Raw genomic sequence first — 17,847 nt, forward strand, 5'->3', positions numbered from 1 at the left:
CTCGCCCCGACCGAAACCGGCCGAGAACGGGGTATCAACATATCTGGCGTTGATTTTTGGCACGCTGTTGAGTTCTCAAGGAACGGACGCTTCCTTTGTACTCACCCTCTCGGGCTTTCCTCCAGGCGCTTCCCTTCGGTGTTCCAAACTCTATCAGTGTTTTTCCGTCCCCCTGACCACCTCCCTGCAGGCATGCAGAAGGTGACCCCGAGATAGGATCTGACAAGTGTGGGTGATGCTGAACCAAGGACGCTTGGTCGCGTCGCTCGGCCTCAAGCAGGAGTACGACTGTACACGGGGCTGGGAAGCAGGTGCAAATCGATAGGGCTGGTGGTCTAGACCACTATCCGGTATCTTCCATGCGGAACCGGCAGTTCATATGACATACCCTGCTCCACAGTGCGCCGTCCGGTACAGGGAGTGACGGCCCATATGGATCTCCACCTCTGGGAGGCTTCCCATGACCACCGTGACGTCCCCGATTGCAGGACGCGCCATCGGCCTGGCAGCAGTGCCCGATCCAGTCTTCTCCGGGGCCATGGTGGGCCCGGGTACGGCGATCGACCCCGTGCGTGAGGCGTCCGAGGCCGTCGCTCCCGTGGACGGAGTCATCGTCTCTCTCCACCCGCACGCCTTTGTCGTTGTCGACGAGCAGGGGCATGGAGTACTCACCCACCTCGGTATCGACACCGTGCAGCTCAACGGTGACGGCTTCGAGCTGCTCGTGAACAAGGGCGACACCGTGACGCGCGGGCAGAGTGTGGTCCGCTGGAATCCGGCCGCCGTGGAAGCCGCCGGCAAGTCCGCGGTGTGCCCCGTCGTGGCGCTCGAGGCCACTGCCGAGGCCCTCTCCGATCTTCGTGACGATGGTGACGTGAAGGCGGGCGACAGTCTTTTCGTCTGGAAGTGACGTCAGTGCCGTCGTATGACGGCAAGCAGGACAACCACAGCGGCGGCGGGACCCGCCGCACTATCGGAGACGGGTGAGATGGAGACAACGCTGCAAGGCGTCGGTGTGAGTCACGGTGTGGCGATCGGCGAGGTTCGGCACATGGGAACGGCGGTGCTGGAGCCGCCTGCCAAGCAGATTCCGGCCGAGGACGCGGAGCGTGAACAGGGGCGCGCCCGCCAGGCCGTGGACGCTGTGGCGGCCGACCTGATGGCGCGCGGCAATCTGGCGGGGGGCGAAGCCCAGGCGGTGCTCGAGGCACAGGCCATGATGGCGCAGGACCCCGAGCTGATGGCGGATGTCGAACGGCGTATCACCGTCGGCAGTTCGGCCGAGCGTGCCGTGTACGACGCGTTCGCCGCGTACCGCGCTCTGCTGGCAGGTGCCGGCGAGTACCTGGCCGGTCGTGTGGCCGACCTGGATGACGTGCGGAATCGTATCGTCGCCCGGCTGCTCGGGGTGCCGATGCCGGGTGTTCCGGACAGCGACGAGCCATACGTTCTTATTGCACGTGACCTTGCGCCTGCCGACACGGCGCTGCTGGACCCTGCTCTGGTGCTCGGTTTCGTCACCGAGGAGGGCGGGCCCACCAGCCACAGCGCGATTCTGGCGCGGGCGCTCGGTGTTCCGGCTGTGGTGGCGCTGCCGGGTGCCGGTGAACTCGCCGAGGGCACGGTGATCGCTGTCGACGGCAGCACCGGCGAGATCCATGTGAACCCCAGTGAGGAGAAGAAGGCGCAACTGGAGTCCGCGGCCGCTGAGCGCAGAGCAGCGCTCGCCGCCTCGACCGGTCCGGGCGCCACCTCCGATGGCCACAAGGTGCCGCTGCTGGCCAACGTCGGCGGGCCCGCGGACGTACCTGCCGCCGTTGAGGCCGGGGCTGAGGGTGTGGGCCTGTTCCGCACCGAGTTCCTCTTCTTGGACGACAGCAAGAACGCCCCTTCGGAGGCGAAGCAGATCGAGGCTTACCGGCAGGTGCTCGAGGCGTTCCCCGAGGGCCGTGTGGTCGTCCGTGTGCTGGACGCCGGCGCGGACAAGCCGCTGGAATTCCTCACGCCTGGCGACGAGCCCAATCCGGCGCTGGGCGTACGCGGCCTGCGGACGTTGCTCGACCACCCAGAGGTGCTGCGCACCCAGCTGACGGCGCTCGCGAAGGCTGCCGAGGGTCTGCCGGTCTACCTCGAGGTCATGGCCCCGATGGTGGCGGACCGTGCCGATGCCAAGGCGTTCGCCGACGCCTGCCGTGAAGCGGGACTGCAGGCGAAGTTCGGAGCGATGGTCGAGATTCCTTCGGCCGCGCTACGGGCTCGGTCGATCCTGCAGGAGGTCGAGTTTCTGTCGCTGGGGACCAACGACCTCGCGCAGTACACGTTCGCAGCGGACCGTCAGGTGGGGGCGGTGTCCCGTCTGCAGGATCCGTGGCAGCCCGCGCTGCTCGACCTGGTGGCGCTGTCCGCGGAGGCAGCGAGGGCCGAGGGCAAGAGCTGTGGTGTCTGCGGTGAGGCCGCGTCCGACCCGCTGCTCGCGTGTGTGCTGACCGGCCTTGGTGTCACCTCCCTTTCCATGGGCGCGGCGTCGATTCCCTATGTGCGCACGACTCTTGGCAAGTACACGCTGGCCCAGTGTGAGCGTGCTGCTGCTGCGGCCCGGGCTGCGGAGAGCGCCGAGGAGGCGCGCAACGCGGCTCGTGCGGTGCTGTCCGGCGAGTAGCCGAGCGGCGGCCGCCGGCTGTTGTTTCGCCGAGTGTTCTTGAGGGGCGCTCCACCCGCGGGTGGAGCGCCCCTTCTGCCTTCAGTGGCGGTGGCCCGGGCTCTGTCCTTCCTCCCCGAGGTCCGGCGGTACGCAGTAGTCGACGTCCGATTCCGGGGAGATCAGGTCTCCGGAATCGATGTCGGTGCAGTAAGCGTCGAACACCTCGCCTGCTGTGAGGGGTTCGAGGCCTTCTCCGCGCAGTCGCCAGCCGTAGACGCGGTCGGTGGTGCCGGGGGCGCTGGTGCGCATAACGAGCCCGCCTGGGGTCTGGGTGGCGATGCCGAGGGCCAGGACTGTGGTGAATTCGAGAGCCTCGGCCTCGTCGAGTTGGATGGCGCCTTGGTCGTCTTCGTCTGCGTGGAGGACGGAGAGGAGTGTCTCGGGGGTTGCCGAGACGCTGCAGACGAGGTGCCGGTTGCCTGCCCCTGCTGTGTCGAGGATGCGTACGACGAGGTGGGAGGCGCGTGTGAAGGCGGCGCGGCCGATGTCCTCGCCGCAGGAGGCACAGGCGCCGAGGCGGGCGAGGAGGGTGGACGCGTACTCCCAGGTGGCCTGTCGGACGGCTTCGTCGACAAGGGCGGGGACGAGGTCGGCCAGGGGCTGGCCCTCGTAGGGAAGCACAGGTCCTGTTGTGGCCAGTTCGGCGGTGAAGCGTGTTCGGCTCGACTGGACGTCGGGGTCGAGGCCCGTGTCCGCGCAGAATTCGGCGTACTCCTGCGGGTCGAAGAGGGCGACCGCGGTGTGACTGCCCTGGGAGGCGCGTGTCTTGAGGAGGGCCTCCACCTGTTGGAGATAGTGCGTGTGGTTGTCGAAGGTGAAGCTGCGGTAGCGCCGCATGGCACGGAAGTCGTGCTCGTCGGTCAACAGGCCGATGGTGCCTGCGATTTCGCGGTGCAGGACGCGTCGCATGGTCTGGTGGTCGGTGTACGCCATGTTTCCCCCTGTGCACGGTCGATCAATGCTCACTCACAGTAACCGCGGGCACTGACAATTGCGTCGGGGTGAGGTGATCACGGACCAGTCGGTGCTGAATCAAGCAGGTCAGACTGATGATGGCGCCGAAGGTCATCCAGCCGACCGGGCCGGTGGAGATGGCCGCGGTAACGGCCAGTGGCCCGACGCTGCGTTGGGCGGACTGAGCCAGACCGTGCACGCCGAGGTAGGCGCCCTGCGCGGTGCCGGGGGCGAGGGCGACGGAGAGTTCCCAGGAGATGGTGGCGTGGAGCATCTCGGCCAAGGTGAAGGCAGCGGCCGAGGCCGTGAGGAGCAGGGTCGCGGAGACGGCTCTCCCGGTGGCCGAGAGCGCCATGGCGATGCCGCCGAGAACGAAGGCGGCTGACAGCGGGAGGAGGAGCGCGCGGGCGGCCGCGGTGGTGGTCCCGAAACGGGCCAGGGGAACCTGGAGGGCCACCACCATCACGTTGTTGAGGACCAGCAGCAGGGGGGCGAGGCCGTGCGGTGCGTTGCCTGCGTGCACGATCCACAGCGGCAGGCCGACCTTGAAGACGGCGTCGTCGAGGAAGAGGACGGTATCGGTGGCTACGTATGCGAGGTAGGCGCGGTCACGCCAGGGGGTTGTGTGTGTCGGCTTGGTCGCGGGTGCCGGGGTCTTCGAGCTGGTGACGGTGCGGGAGGCGGACGGGGGCTCGCCGCAGCGCAGGGTGAGGAGGGCGGCGGCCAGGAAGGAGAGGGCGTCGCCGGCAAGGAGCCACTGATAGGCGCTGGTGGTGCCGAGGGCCAGTGCCGCCGCGGCGGCGAGGCCACCCAGGGCCCAGCCGGCGTTGGCGATGGTGCGGTGGACGGCCTGGTAGCGGACGCGGTCGGGGCCGGCCACGCGGGTGGCGTAGAGCCTGGTGAGGACGCTTGCCGCGCGATCTCCGAGGCTGCCCACTGCGGAAATGGCGAGGAGTAGGGCGTAGTCGTTGGTGGTGAGGAGTGCCAGGGAGGCCATTGCGCGCAGGAGTTGGACAGCGAGCAGGACTCGGGTGAGCGGGAACCGGTCGGCGATCCGGCCGCCCAGGGGTGCACCGGCGATGCCGATGGCCCCCGCGGTTGCGGCGAGTGTGCCGACCTGCGCGATGGAGAGGCCTGAGACATAGGTGAAGTACAGGACCGAGACGGACGCCCACAGACCACTGCCGACACGATCGACGAGGGCGATGGCGAGCATTCTGCGTCCGTCACGCCCCCCGGGTATCCGGCTCGACCATGCGGCTGCGCGGCGCATCGGATGCACTGCTCCCCCTTGCTTTCAGTTATGTACTGATACATAATTAGCAACGTGGCAACACAATATGGGATCACTGGTACGACAGCCAAGGGAATTGCCGGGTCCGTCGAACGGGCCGTGACGGAGGGAACGTTGGGGCCCGAGGCCGCGCTGCCACCGGTGCGGCGGCTCGCGGACGACCTCGGAGTCAGCCCGGGGACGGTCGCGACGGCCTACAAGGAGCTGCGGCAGCGCGGGATCGTGGTCACGCGAGGGCGTGGCGGAACCGTCGTGGCGGCGGCGCCGGCGGTGGCGTCACGGAGGCCGCCAAGGGTCCCGGAAGGACTGCGGAACCTGTCCGGCGGGCACCCGGATCCCGCGCTCCTTCCTGCCCTCGTACCTCCCTCCCGCCTGTCCCCCGGCGTCCGGGCCCATCGCTCGACGCCCCGCCTGGCCCGGCTGGAGGACGTGGTGCGCGACTGGATCGGGGCCGACGGCGTGCCCGCCAAGCATGTGACGTTCGCGCATGGAGCGCTGGATCTGATCGGGCGGCTGCTGTCCGTGGAGTTGCGGCCCGGCGACGCCGTGGCCATGGAAGACCCCGGATATCACCATCTGCTGGATCTGGTCACGGCGTTGGGTCTGCGTATCGTGCCGGTGGCCGTGGACGAGGAGGGTGTGCGTCCAGATGCCCTGCGTGGGGCGCTGCGGGCCGGGGCGCGGGCTCTGGTGTGCAGCCCGCGGGCACAGAATCCGTACGGCGGCTGTTTCTCCGCCGTACGCCGGGACGCACTCGTGGACCTGCTCCGGGACGAGCCCGACGTGCTGGTGGTGGAGAACGACCACGCGTCCGCCGTGGCCGGTGCGCCCCTGCACTCGCTGGCTGTCGGCGGGCTGGCGCGCTGGGTGCACGTGCGGACGGTCAGCAAGTTCCTTGGTACGGATCTGAGGTGGGCCGCGGCGGCGTGCGACGCGACCACCCTGGCCCGCCACGACGGCAGGCTGCTGCTGACCTCGGGCTGGGTCAGCCATCTGCTCCAGGAGATCGTGTACGGGCTGCTGTCGGACGACGGCACGCGCGCGTTGGTCGCCCGCGCGCGGGACACGTACGCGCTGCGCCGCGGTGCTCTGCTCCAGGAGCTCGGACAGCGCGGGATCGACGCGCACGGGGCGAGCGGCATGAACCTGTGGGTGCCTGTGCGCGACGAGTCGGCCGTGGTGAACGGGCTGCGGTCCCATGGCTGGTGGGTCGCGGCCGGCGCCAGGTTCCGGTTGTCGTCGCCGCCGGGCGTACGGATCTCCGGGACCGACCTGGAACCGGCCGACGCGGCTCGGCTGGCCTCGGATTTCGCTGCCGTGCTCGGCGAGTCCGAGGCCACCTACGGCGGTTGAGCCGCCCCTGTCAGGCGCGCTTGCGGGCGAGGTCCTCGTAGAAGTGCAACAGATCCAGGTTGTCGATGGAGCCCGGGTTGACGGCCTTCTCCAGTGGCGTGCCCTGGAGGAGGCGCTTGACCGGGACCTCGATGCGCTTTCCGGTGAGCGTGTGCGGAATGCCGGGTACCTCGATGATCTCGTCGGGGACGTGGCGCGGTGAGAGCTGTTCGCGGATGGTCCGCTTGATGCGGTCCAGCAGGGCATCGTCCAGGGCGGCGCCGGGGACCAGGTGCACGAAGAGGGGCATCCAGTAGCCGCCGTCGGGTTGTTCGACGCCGATGACGAGAGATTCCCTGATCTCGGGGATGCGCTCGACGGCCTCATAGATGTCGGCCGACCCCATGCGCACGCCCTGGCGGTTGAGCGTCGAGTCGGAGCGGCCGTGGATGACGACGGAGCCGCGGGAGGTGACGGTGATCCAGTCGCCGTGGCGCCACACACCGGGATAGGTGTCGAAGTAGCTGTCGTGGTAGCGGCTGCCGTCGGGGTCGTTCCAGAAGTGGATCGGCATCGACGGCATGGGGTTGGTGACCACGAGCTCGCCGACCTCGTCGATCACGGGCTTGCCGGTGGGGTCCCAGGACTGAAGGTCGGTGCCGAGGCCGGGTGCCTGGAGCTCGCCGATGTGGACCGGGAGAGTCGGTACGGCTCCTGCGAAGCAGGAGCACACGTCCGTCCCGCCGCTCACGGATGCGATCCACAGATCGTGGCGTACCTCGTCGTGCAGCCACCGGAAGCCGTCGGGCGGCAGCGGTGATCCGGTGGTGGCGACGCACTGCACCTTGGAGAGGTCGAAGTCGCGCGCCGGGTGGACGCCGGCCTTGCGGCAGGCCATGACGTAGGCCGCCGAGGTGCCGTAGAGGGTGGCTCCGGTCCGTTCGGCGATACGCCATTGGGCGCCCGCGTCCGGGAAGCCGGGGCTGCCGTCGTAGAGCACGATCGTCGTTCCGGTGAGGAGGCCGGAGACGAGGAAGTTCCACATCATCCAGCCGGTCGAGGTGTACCAGAAGAAACGGTCCTCGGGGCCCAGGTCGCAGTGCAGGCCGAGCTGTTTGAGGTGTTCGATCAGGATGCCGCCCTGGGACTGGACGATGGCCTTGGGCAGGCCGGTCGTGCCCGAGGAGTACAGCACCCACAGGGGGTGGTCGAAGGCGACCTGCTCGAAGACGGGCTCCACGTCCGCGCCGGTCAGGGCCGACCATTCCAGGGCGCCCTCGGGGGGTTCGGTGCCGAGGAGGGGGATGTGGACGACGGCACGCAGCGTGGGCAGTTCGTGGCGGAGCTCGGCGACGATGTCGCGGCGGTCGTGCTCCTTGCCGCCGTAGCGGTAGCCGTCGACGGTGAAGAGGACGACCGGTTCGACCTGCTGGAAGCGGTCCAGGACGCTGCGGGCGCCGAAGTCGGGGGCGCAGGAGGTCCAGACGCCGCCCACGGAGGCCGTGGCGAGGAGAGCTACGACGGCCTGCGGGATGTTCGGGAGGTAGCCGCTGACGCGGTCTCCGGGGCGTACGCCGAGGGTGCGCAGTTCGGCGGCCAGGGAGCCGACCTGGCGGCGCAGCTCGGCCCAGGTCACCGGGAGCGGCTCGTGTGTCTCGTCGACGTGCAGGAGGGCTGGTTCGTCCGCGCGGGTGGCGGCCGCGCGCAGGGCGTGCTCGGCGTAGTTCAGGGTCGCCCCGGGGAACCACTGGGCTCCCGGCATCGAGCGGTCGCCGAGTACGCGCGCGTAGGGCGTCGAAAACCGTACGTCGAACCACTGGGTGACGGCTTTCCAGAACGTGTCCAGTTCGGCGACCGACCAGCGGTGCAGTGCCGCGTAGCCGCCCTCGGCCGGGGCGCCGTGGTGCTCGGACGCCCAGGCCTGGAACTTCGTGACCTGCGCCTGGGCGATGCGTTCCGGATCTGGCTGCCAGAGCGGCTGGGGGTTCACGGTCGACATGGGGCGGCTCCCGGACTGTGCGCGTCGTATGCGTCGGTCGCGCACGTGCGGGGTGTGCGCGTGACGCGGCTGACACGGACGATGCCATGTGATCGACTTCTACACCAGGGCGCGCCGCACATAGTCCGCGTCGTGAAGATGTGGTCCCGGCACGGGTGAACGGCAGTTGAACGACACACGCGCGCGGGGCGGTCAATGGCAGGGTGAGCAGCATGGACGGTCGTGACCTGGTGCGTTCGATAAGGGTGGTCGGTTCGGTGAGGGCGGCCCAGGGGTTGCGTACCGTGAAGGCGGCGTGGCGGAGGAGGCGGGCCGACGCCTCCGCGCTGCCGTCGCGGGGCGCCGAGCGTGCACGGGTGCCCGGACCCGTGCAGGAGGTGGAGCCGGGTCCGGGGGGTGGCGTCGTCCGGTTCAGCCGGTCCGAGTTGCGCATCTTCGTCGCTGTGAACGGGGCGGTCTTCTGGGGCTGGGACGGGGCCTCTCCCGAGCCGTCGTACGCGCTCGCGGGCCGCTGTCCGGAGCCGGATCCCCGGGCCGTCCTGGAGCCGGACAAGGACGGCGGCTGGCGGGTCGTGGCCGAGCGGGTGACGGTCGTCGTCTCGCGGCACGGCGCGGTCGAGGTGCTCACGCCCGGAGGTATGACCCTGCGCCGTGATCTGCCGCCCCGCTGGTGGGAGCCGGTCGGAGGCGGTACCGCACGCTGGATGCAGCGCTCGGAGGTGGCCGCGGACGCACGGTTCTTCGGGCTCGGCGGGCGGGCATCGGGCCCGCGGCTGCGCGAAGGAACGTACCGCCTGTGGAACACCGACCCGGGGCGCGCGTTCGGTCCCGGAGACGATCCGCTGTACATCACGATGCCGGTGCAGCTGGTGGTGGCCGACGCGGCGACGCATCTGGTGTTCCACGACACGTCATGGGACGGCACGGTGACGCTGCGAGAGGGCGAGGAGGGCGCCGGTTCCGGGCACGACCGAGCGGGGACGTGCGAAGTACGGACGGACGGCGGCCCGCTGCGCTGCTGGGTGATCGTGGGCACCCCCGCGCGCGTGCTGCTCACCTGGGCGTCGTTGACGGGTGCGCCTGCGCTTCCGCCCGCGTGGGCGCTGGGCCATCACCATGCGCGCTGGGGCTTCGGCAGTGAACAGGAGGTGCGACGGATCGTCTCCGGCTACCAGGAGCGTGGGCTGCCGCTCGACGCCGTCCATCTGGACATCGACCACTACGACGAGCACCAGGTGTTCACGGTCGACCACGAACGCTTTCCGAAGCTGCCTGTACTGGCCGAGGAGCTGCGGCGGGACGGGATCCGGCTGGTGTCGATCGTCGACCCCGCGGTCAAGGCCGCTGAGGGGAACGCGGTGTACGACGGCGGGGCCGCCGTGGACGCCTTCGTGCGGGACGCTTCGGGGCGGCTCGTGCGCGGCGTCGTGTGGCCCGGGGAGGCGGTCTTCCCGGACTTCACGCACGCGCGCGTGCGTGAGTGGTGGGGCGGTCTGTACGAGGAACGCCTCGCCCAGGGGTTCTCGGGTTTCTGGCACGACATGAACGAGCCCACTTCGTTCGCCGCCTTCGGGGAGTCGACGCTGCCTCGTTCGGCAAGGCACTCGCTGGAAGGCCGTGGCGGAGACCACCGGGAGGCGCACAACGTCTACGCGCTGTGTATGGCCAGGGCCGCCTACGAAGGGCTGCGCGAACTGGATCCTGAGGAACGGCCGTTCATTTTCTCGCGTTCCGGTTGGGCCGGCCTGCAGCGCTACGGGGGGACGTGGTCCGGTGACGTGGCCACGGGCTGGCCCGGGCTGCGGGCCTCACTGTCGCTGGTCATGGGGCTGGGATTGTGCGGAGTGCCGTATTCGGGTCCGGACGTGGGCGGTTTCGACGGGAGCCCGTCGCCCGAGCTGTATCTTCGCTGGCTCCAACTGGGCGCCTACCTGCCGCTGTTCCGCACGCACGCGAGTCTGCGGGCGGGACGCCGGGAGCCCTGGGAGTTCGGTGCCGACGTGCTGGAGCACGCGCGCGTGGCGCTCGTCGAACGCCGGCGGCTGCTGCCGTACTTCATGATGCTCGCGCATCTGGCCCGGCGCACCGGAGCGCCGTATGTGCGGCCGCTGTGGTGGGCGGCGCCCGAGGACCGGGCGTTGCGCGACTGCGAGGACGCGTTCCTGCTGGGCGACTCCCTGCTGGTGGCGCCGGTGCTCGACCCTGGCGCGGACCGGCGGGCGGTGCAGCTGCCCCGGGGGCGCTGGTACGACACGGTGACGGAGCAGGCGTACGAGGGGCCGGCGCAGGTGCTCCTCGACGCCCCCTTGTCACGGATTCCCGTGCTCGCGCGCGCGGGGGCCGTCGTCCCCGTGCGCGGGGACGACGGCGGGCTGGAGCTGGAGGTCTGGGCACCCGCCCGGGGACGGAGCGGGGGTGGACTGGTGGTGCAGGACGCGGGTGACGGATGGGACGAGCCGGAACTGGAGCGATACGTCGCCCGTTGGACGAGACGGCGCCTGGTGGTCGAGCGGGAGGGGGAGGGAGGCAGGAGCGAGCCGCCCTACCCGGTGCGAGTGCGAGGGCTGAAGGAGGGCTGACTCAGATGTACCGGCCCTCGAACCACGCGCGTACGGCGAGCGTGTGCAGAGGGAAGGCGAGCTCCTCCGGCCTGCGCAGGAGGTGCCAGCCCTCCGTCTCATCGGTGACCGTGGACGGGGGAAGGCCCTCGGCCGGGCGCTCCGGGAGGAGCCCGAACAGCAGCAGGTGCCCGTCGGGTGAGCTCATGGCGTCGACGAGTCGTACGTCGCGGCCGGCCACGTCGATGCCGGTCTCTTCCTTGAGTTCGCGGACGACGGCCTGCCGCCAGTCCTCGCGGTCGTCGATGTAACCGCCGGGCAACGCGATGCCTCCGCGCGCGGGGGCGACGGTTCGGGTGATGACGACCAGGGCGGTTCCCTTGGTGTCGTACACGGGCTGGAGTGCGATGGCCACCGGCAAGGGGTTGCGGTAGGCCACCGCGTGGCAGGCCGGACAGGTGCGGGGCCAGCCTGAAACGCCCTCTCCGTAGGGCGCTCCGCAGCTCGAACAGTGGGAGTCGGGCGCGGAGTTGGGGGTGGAGGCATGAGTTTCGGACACGAAGCGGAATGTATCCGATCAACTGATTGGCGTTTTCGGCAGGCGGCTCAGTGGCCGCCGGCCAGCGACTTCCAGGAGACCGGGAAGTCGAAGTAGGTGTCCGGGTACGGCTCGGGCTTGTACGTGTAGTGCCACCATTCCTCGGCGAGGTTCACAAATCCCAGGCCCTCCATGGTGCTCATGAGGAGCAGTCTGTTGGCGCGCTGTTCGCCCTGGATACGCGGGTCGAGGGTGTGGGCGAGGGTGTCGAAGCAGTCGAATCCGGTGCCCATGTCGACGGAGTTGTCGGGGAAGCGCTCGCCCTTGGGGGCGTAGCAGGACACCAGGGGCTCTCCCGGGTGGTACGGCCGGGTCGGTTTCGCGGGGAGCTTCACGATGGTGAGGTCCATGGTCGAGCCGCGGCTGTGGCCGGATTTCTCGGCGATGTAGCCGTCCTCGAACAGACGGGTCTTGTCGACGTTCGGGTAGAACTCGCCCTTCATCGCCTGGTCGTGGAGGTCCTCGGCCCAGCGGACGAAGTGGTTCACGGCACGCTGCGGCCGGTAGCAGTCGTACACCTTGAGGCTGTAACCCTTGCGCAGCAGCCTCAGCTGGGCCTTGTGGAGCGCTTCGGCGGCCTGCCGCGTGAGCAGGCAGATCGGCTGCCGGTAGCCGTCGATACGCTCGCCGACGAAGTTGTGCGGGGTGAAGTAGCGCATCTCCTGGATGATCGTCGGGTCCACGGTTCTCAGGGCGACGAAGTCCTTCGGTGCCTTGGGCTCCGTCGTCGCCTGGGCGGGCGCGGAGGCGGCGGTCACGGCCAGCAGGGCGGCGAGGGCGGCGATCAGTCCGCGTACTGCGCTGGAGAGACGTGTCATGTCTCCTGCGTCTATCAGGTCGGTGTTCCTCTCGGGAAGCGATCGGATGCAGTTCATACCCGAGGCTCCGGGGGACGGCTCGAACGTGACCCTGCCCATTTCCGGATGCCCGTGGCAGACTCCTGACGTTCCGTCAGATTCTACAGCGGGGAGGGGTTTTGTCGCGTACGCGCACACCTGTGGTCGACGGGTGGTTCGCCGACGACGGGGACGGCTTCAGGCTCCTCGGCACGCGCTGTGCGGCGTGCTCCTCGGTCTTCTTCCCGCGTGAGGACGCACACTGCCGCAACCCCCGGTGTCCCGGCGGCGATCTGGAGGAGGTGCCCCTTTCGCGGCACGGGCGCGTCTGGTCGTACACCGACAGCCGGTACCGGCCACCGTCACCCTATGTGACCGATCCGGAACTTCCGTGGGAGCCGTATGCGTTGATCGCTGTGGAGCTGGAGTCCGAGCGGATGGTGGTGCTGGGGCAGGCGGCTCCCGGGGTCACCGTCGCCGACCTGACGGTGGGCATGGAGGTGGAGGTCGTCGCCGGGGTGCTCCATGAGGACGCGGAGACGATCTGGACGACCTGGCACTGGCGGCCGGCGGGGGTGAGGGCATGACGGGCGAGGTGGCGGTGCTCGGCGCGGGCATGCACCCGTGGGGCAAGTGGGGGCGCAGCTTCGTCGAGTACGGGGCTGCGGCGGCCCGTGCGGCGCTCGCCGACGCCGGGCTGGAGTGGCGGGACATCGGCTCGGTGGTCGGCGCGGACACCGTGCGGGGCGGCTATCCGGGCTATGTGGCCGGTGCGACCTTCGCGAAGGCTCTGGGCTGGCAGGGGGCCAGGGTGGCGAGTGTGTACGCGGCGTGCGCGTCCGGGGCGCAGGCCGTCAACACCGCGCGGGCGCAGATCCTTTCGGGGCTCGCGGACGTGGTTCTCGTGGTGGGTGCCGACGCAGCACCCAAGGGGTTCTTCCGGCCGGCGGGAGGCGACCGGCCCGACGATCCGGACTGGCTGCGCTTCCGCGTGCTGGGGGCGACCAACCCCACGTACTTCGGGCTGTACGCACGCCGTCGCATGGCCGTGCGCGGCGACACGGTGGAGGACTTCGCACAGGTCAAGGTGAAGAACTCGGCCCTGGGGGCGCTCAATCCGAACGCGCGCTACCGCAAGCGGGTCACCGCCGAGGAGGTCGCCGCGTCCGCGGTGGTCGCGGATCCCCTGCGGCTGCTCGACATCTGCGCGACGTCGGACGGAGGCGCGGCTCTGGTGCTGTCGAGCATGGAGTTCGCGCGCCGGCACGGAGCAGGCCGGCCGGTGCGGATCCGGGCCGTGTCCACGGTGACGCCGCGTTACCCCAACACGGTGCTGGATCTGCCGGACATCGCGACGGATTCCGCGGTGGCGGCCGAGCCTGTCTCCGAAACGTTCCGCGCGTCGATCGCGCGGGCGGCCTACGAGGAGGCGGGCCTCGGTCCCGAGGATCTGTCCCTCGCGGAGGTCTACGACCTGTCCACCGCCCTGGAGCTGCAGTGGTACGAGGATCTGGGGCTGTGCGGGCAGGGAGAGGGCGCGAAGCTGCTTCGGGAGGGGGCGACGGCCCTGGGCGGGCAAATACCGGTGAACGTGAGCGGTGGACTGGCCTCCTTCGGAGAGGCGGTTCCCGCCCAGGCGATTGCCCAAGTGTGCGAACTGACATGGCAGTTGAGACAGGAGGCGGGTGAGCGGCAGGTCGCCGGGGCGCGTGTGGGGATAACGGCGAACCAGGGATTGTTCGGGCACGGGTCGGCGGTGATCGCGGTGCGGTAGCCGGGCGGGGGGGCAAGCCCTTTCTCGTACGCTGCGTGATCGCCCCGGAATCCTGCGTGAACGTCTCATGAACTGGGCCTGGGCGTGCGCCGACGGAGCCATCATGCTCCCGTGCACTCCTGGACGGATACTCTCCGCTTCGCCTTCCAGCCAGTGGTCAACCTGACCACCGGAGGGGTCGCAGGGCTGGAGATACTCGCCCGCCCGGAGACCGGAGACATCCTGGCCGAGGCCCGTCGAAATCCCGAACTCGACGGCCGGCTGGCGGTGTTGGCGGTCCGAGCGGCGGCTCGCAAGGAGACTCTGCTGCCGCTGCACGTCAACGTGTTCGCGGGCACCCTGGCCGATCTCGGCGGTCTCACCCCGCTGCACACCGCCGTGCGCGAGTCGGGACGGCTGCCGTGGGAGGTGACGATCGACATCGGGCCTCCCTACACTCACGTTCCGCAGCAGGCGCTGCTGGAGGCGGTACGCGCACTGCGGGCGCAGGGCTTCCGGATCAGTGCGGACGGCGTCGGGGACGGGGACGTACCCCTGCGACTGCTCACAGATATGGCGCCCGACCTGGTGAAACTGGATGCGTCGCTGCTGGTGCGGCCGGCGGCCGTCAGGGCGATGCGGACGCTCTGCGAGCAGTTGGGAGCGCTCCTGTCCGTCGAGGGCGTCGAGACGGAACTGCAGTGCGCGGCAGCGGTCTCGGCAGGGGCTCAGCTGGCGCAGGGCGAGCTGTTCGCACCGCCGGCCCGGCTGCCCGCGGCGGATGTATACGTTCCGCCCCGCCCCTCCGGTGTCCTGCCGGTCCCGAAGTCGGGGCCCTCCGTGCGGGAGTTCGTGCGGCCGGCCGCGCTGCTGCCCGCCACCGCGTCGGCCGGTCAGGTACGGGCCCTGCTGACCGGGTCTCCGGAGGTGTCGGGCGTGCTGCTCGTGGATGTGAACGGGCTCCCGGTCCGGTCGGTGCACCGCTCGCGGTTCCTGCTGTCGATGTCGGGACGCTACGGACACGCCCTGTACGCCGACCGGCCGGCCGCCAAGCTCGGGGATCCGCCGCGGACGGTCGGCGTGGACGCCACCGCCTGGGAGGTCCTGGACGTGGTGGCCGTCGGCGGCCGGGGCCGCACGTCGGACGATGTGGCGGTGGTGGACCGGACCGGGCGGTGCGTGGGTGTCGTCCGGCTCGCGGACCTCGTTCGGGCACTGGCCGAGAGCCGGGTAGAGGAGGCGGCCAGGCTCAATCCGCTCACGCGCCTGCCCGGCTCGGACGCGATCACCGGCGAGGTGGACCGCCGCATCGCGGACGGCCGGCCCTTCGCCCTGAGCTGGCTGGATGTGGACCACTTCAAGCAGGTCAACGACGGTGCCGGGTTCGCAGCGGGCGACGAGCTGATCCGCTCGGTCGGGCGGGCGCTGCAACACGCGGCGTCCGGGAGCACCCGCGTCGGCCACATCGGCGGCGACGACTTCCTGGTGCTCGCCGAGCCGGAGTGGCTGGATCCGCTGGCCGCCTCGATGCTGGACGCGCCCTGGTCGGCCGGTGGGCGCCCCGTCACGTTGTCCCTGGCCACCGTCCTGTGCCTGCCGGGCAGTGTGACGGACCACCGGCAGGCCGCCGCATGTCTGGCGCCGCTGAAGAAGGCCGCGAAATCGCTGCAAGGGGCCAGCTGGGTGCTGGGCCGGGCGGGCCTGCCGGGCCACGAGATCCGGCGCGGCTCGGGGACGGCGCCCGCCCAGGCCGGGTGCGCGGTGGCGGAACCCGGCCTAGGCTGATCGTCGTAAGCGACCGACCGTCTCTCCTTCGCTCGGACACAACGGCGGCTGTCACCGTTGCCGTCGGCGACCTTGACGCTCTGTGGGCGCCGGTGAACACTTCCGGTGTCAGTCGACATCGCCGTACATACACGGTGTATCCAGGCACGCGCCGCGCGGGCCCCACCTGGAGAACAGGCCCGTTCCCCCACGGGCGATTCGGCTGCGACGGCACGCTCGTCACGGACGCCGGGCGGGGCGCGGGAGCGTCTCCGCCTTCGGCTGAAGTCGCCACGGGAAACGCACCCTGAACCGAGAACCGGGGTCGATCACCCCGGGACAGGGCCTAGGAGCCGCCATGGGCAACACAGACACACACGGCGAAGGCCGCGGCACGCGGATCCCGGTGGTCGGACCGCTGATCGGCGGGGTGCTTTCCGGGCTCGTCTTCACAGCAGCCCTCTGAATCCAAAGCAGCCTTCTGAAGGAACGACGAAGAGGACGTCATGACGGACAAGTTCGTCGCCGCTATCGACCAGGGCACCACCTCCAGCCGCTGCATCGTGTTCAACCAGGACGGTGCGATCGTCGCTGTCGACCAGCGCGAGCACCGCCAGATCTTCCCGAAACCCGGCTGGGTGGAGCACGACGCCACCGAGATCTGGTCCAAGGTGCAGGCGGTGGTCGCGGGGGCGATCGCCAAGGCCGGACTGCGCGCCGACCAGCTCAGCGCGCTCGGCATCACCAACCAGCGCGAGACCACGGTCCTGTGGGACCGCGCGACGGGCAAGCCCGTGCACAACGCCATCGTGTGGCAGGACACCCGCACCGCGGCTCTGACCAACCAGCTCGGTGGCTCGGACGGGCAGGACCGTTTCCGCGAGCAGACCGGACTGCCGCTGGCCACCTACTTCTCCGGCCCCAAGGCCGCCTGGCTGCTGGACAACGTGCCCGGGCTCAGGGCCCGCGCCGAGAACGGCGAGATCGCCTTCGGCACCGTCGACTCCTGGCTCATCTGGAACCTGACGGGCGGCACCGACGGCGGACAGCACGTCACGGACGTCACCAACGCCGGGCGCACCATGCTGATGAACCTGGAAACCCTCCAGTGGGACCCGTCCATCCTCTCCGCGATGAACATCCCCGAGGCCGTCCTTCCCGAGATCAGGTCGTCGGCCGAGGTGTACGGCACCGCGGTGGGCCAGCTGGCCGGGGTGCCGGTCGCCTCGGCCCTCGGCGACCAGCAGGCGGCCGTGTTCGGGCAGGCCTGCTACGACGTGGGCACGGCGAAGAACACCTACGGCACGGGCAGCTTCCTGCTGCTCAACACCGGCAACCGGCCGGTGGCGTCCAAGAGCGGGCTGCTGACGACGATGGGCTACAAGATCGGCAGTGAGGCGCCGGTCTACTGCCTGGAGGGGTCGATAGCCATAACGGGTGCCCTCGTGCAATGGTTCCGCGACCAGCTGGGCATCATCCGTACCGCCGATGAGATCGAGCCCCTGGCGGCCAGTGTCGAGGACAACGGCGGAGCGTACATCGTGCCGGCCTTCTCCGGCCTGTTCGCGCCGTACTGGCGCTCCGACGCGCGCGGTGTCATCACCGGCCTGACCCGCTACGTCACCAAGGCGCACCTCGCCCGAGCGGTGCTCGAAGCGACGAGCTGGCAGACGCGCGAGGTCGTGGACGCCATGTACCAGGACTCCGGGGTGCACATCACCACCCTGAAGGTGGACGGCGGCATGACCAAGAACAACCTGCTCATGCAGCACCAGGCGGATGTGCTCGACGTTCCGGTGGTCCGTCCGAAGGTCTCCGAGACCACCTGTCTCGGCGCCGCGTACGCGGCCGGTCTCGCCACCGGCGTCTGGAACGACCTCGACGAGCTGAAGTCCCACTGGCAGAAGGACGTCGAGTGGACGCCCTCCATGGACGCCTCCGTACGGGACCGCCAGTACCACAACTGGCGCAAGGCCGTGGAGAAGAGCTTCGCCTGGGAGGAGGACGGCGAGAACTAGGCCCACGCGCACGTGTGTGAGCCCTTCGGCTGCGGCCCGT

Annotated in this window: 13 protein-coding genes; 8 read left to right on the forward strand and 5 right to left on the reverse strand. The window is 69.8% G+C overall.

What is annotated here, in order from left to right:
- Positions 1-460: 460 nt before the first annotated feature.
- Positions 461-910 (forward strand): PTS sugar transporter subunit IIA, encoded by a 450-nt coding sequence (locus LJ657_RS27190; RefSeq protein ID WP_232651388.1) that lies wholly within the window; start codon positions 461-463, stop codon positions 908-910.
- Positions 911-988: 78 nt separating this feature from the next.
- The gene (gene ptsP, locus LJ657_RS27195; protein WP_232651389.1) at positions 989-2,659 is read left to right on the forward strand and encodes a phosphoenolpyruvate--protein phosphotransferase; all 1,671 of its coding nucleotides are present in this window, start codon (positions 989-991) and stop codon (positions 2,657-2,659) included.
- An 81-nt stretch (positions 2,660-2,740) separates the two neighbouring features.
- Here ptsP and LJ657_RS27200 read toward each other — a convergent pair whose 3' ends face one another.
- Both LJ657_RS27200 and LJ657_RS27205 read right to left on the reverse strand, forming a co-directional pair.
- Positions 2,741-3,634, reverse strand: coding sequence for a DUF8829 domain-containing protein (locus LJ657_RS27200; protein ID WP_232651390.1), 894 nt, complete (start codon positions 3,632-3,634; stop codon positions 2,741-2,743).
- Between the two features lie 22 nt (positions 3,635-3,656).
- On the reverse strand, positions 3,657-4,871 hold the full coding sequence (locus tag LJ657_RS27205; protein WP_232651391.1) for an MFS transporter: 1,215 nt from the start codon (positions 4,869-4,871) through the stop codon (positions 3,657-3,659).
- A gap of 111 nt (positions 4,872-4,982) precedes the next feature.
- On the opposite strand from LJ657_RS27205, the gene LJ657_RS27210 reads away from it, so the two are divergent.
- Entirely contained in the window at positions 4,983-6,302 is a 1,320-nt protein-coding gene (locus LJ657_RS27210) for an aminotransferase class I/II-fold pyridoxal phosphate-dependent enzyme (protein WP_232651392.1), read from the forward strand.
- A gap of 10 nt (positions 6,303-6,312) precedes the next feature.
- On the opposite strand, the gene LJ657_RS27215 is transcribed toward LJ657_RS27210, so the two are convergent.
- Positions 6,313-8,280, reverse strand: coding sequence for an acetoacetate--CoA ligase (locus LJ657_RS27215; protein ID WP_232651393.1), 1,968 nt, complete (start codon positions 8,278-8,280; stop codon positions 6,313-6,315).
- 212 nt (positions 8,281-8,492) lie between these two features.
- On the opposite strand from LJ657_RS27215, the gene LJ657_RS27220 reads away from it, so the two are divergent.
- Complete coding sequence (locus tag LJ657_RS27220; RefSeq protein ID WP_232651394.1) at positions 8,493-10,859, forward strand: glycoside hydrolase family 31 protein; 2,367 nt, start codon at positions 8,493-8,495, stop codon at positions 10,857-10,859.
- 1 nt (position 10,860) lies between these two features.
- Here the strand turns inward: LJ657_RS27220 and LJ657_RS27225 are convergent, their stop codons facing one another.
- Positions 10,861-11,397: an NUDIX domain-containing protein gene (locus tag LJ657_RS27225; RefSeq protein ID WP_232651395.1), complete on the reverse strand. Its 537-nt coding sequence runs from the start codon at positions 11,395-11,397 to the stop codon at positions 10,861-10,863.
- Between the two features lie 47 nt (positions 11,398-11,444).
- Positions 11,445-12,254, reverse strand: coding sequence for a M15 family metallopeptidase (locus LJ657_RS27230; RefSeq protein WP_232651396.1), 810 nt, complete (start codon positions 12,252-12,254; stop codon positions 11,445-11,447).
- 179 nt (positions 12,255-12,433) lie between these two features.
- On the opposite strand from LJ657_RS27230, the gene LJ657_RS27235 reads away from it, so the two are divergent.
- From LJ657_RS27235 to glpK, 4 genes are all read left to right on the forward strand, one after another.
- The gene (locus LJ657_RS27235; protein ID WP_232651397.1) at positions 12,434-12,859 is read left to right on the forward strand and encodes a Zn-ribbon domain-containing OB-fold protein; all 426 of its coding nucleotides are present in this window, start codon (positions 12,434-12,436) and stop codon (positions 12,857-12,859) included.
- Entirely contained in the window at positions 12,856-14,046 is a 1,191-nt protein-coding gene (locus tag LJ657_RS27240) for a lipid-transfer protein (RefSeq protein ID WP_232651398.1), read from the forward strand. The genes LJ657_RS27235 and LJ657_RS27240 overlap by 4 nt, the downstream gene beginning before the upstream one ends.
- 111 nt (positions 14,047-14,157) lie before the next feature.
- Complete coding sequence (locus LJ657_RS27245) at positions 14,158-15,810, forward strand: GGDEF domain-containing protein (protein WP_232651399.1); 1,653 nt, start codon at positions 14,158-14,160, stop codon at positions 15,808-15,810.
- A 485-nt stretch (positions 15,811-16,295) separates the two neighbouring features.
- Complete coding sequence (glpK, locus tag LJ657_RS27250; RefSeq protein ID WP_232651400.1) at positions 16,296-17,807, forward strand: glycerol kinase GlpK; 1,512 nt, start codon at positions 16,296-16,298, stop codon at positions 17,805-17,807.
- Positions 17,808-17,847 lie beyond the last annotated feature (40 nt).

The organism is Streptomyces guryensis, from assembly GCF_021261325.1.
In the GTDB taxonomy this organism is placed as follows: domain Bacteria; phylum Actinomycetota; class Actinomycetes; order Streptomycetales; family Streptomycetaceae; genus Streptomyces; species Streptomyces guryensis.

Bases quoted from the DNA above. Each gene is read 5' to 3' on its own strand.
- glpK (WP_232651400.1), top strand. From the start codon at position 16,296: ATGACGGACAAGTTCGTCGCCGCTATCGACCAGGGCACCACCTCCAGC.
- LJ657_RS27205 (WP_232651391.1), bottom strand. From the start codon at position 4,871: ATGCTCGCCATCGCCCTCGTCGATCGTGTCGGCAGTGGTCTGTGGGCG.
- LJ657_RS27240 (WP_232651398.1), top strand. From the start codon at position 12,856: ATGACGGGCGAGGTGGCGGTGCTCGGCGCGGGCATGCACCCGTGGGGC.
- LJ657_RS27200 (WP_232651390.1), bottom strand. From the start codon at position 3,634: ATGGCGTACACCGACCACCAGACCATGCGACGCGTCCTGCACCGCGAA.
- ptsP (WP_232651389.1), top strand. From the start codon at position 989: ATGGAGACAACGCTGCAAGGCGTCGGTGTGAGTCACGGTGTGGCGATC.
- LJ657_RS27215 (WP_232651393.1), bottom strand. From the start codon at position 8,280: ATGTCGACCGTGAACCCCCAGCCGCTCTGGCAGCCAGATCCGGAACGC.
- LJ657_RS27230 (WP_232651396.1), bottom strand. From the start codon at position 12,254: ATGACACGTCTCTCCAGCGCAGTACGCGGACTGATCGCCGCCCTCGCC.
- LJ657_RS27220 (WP_232651394.1), top strand. From the start codon at position 8,493: ATGGACGGTCGTGACCTGGTGCGTTCGATAAGGGTGGTCGGTTCGGTG.
- LJ657_RS27190 (WP_232651388.1), top strand. From the start codon at position 461: ATGACCACCGTGACGTCCCCGATTGCAGGACGCGCCATCGGCCTGGCA.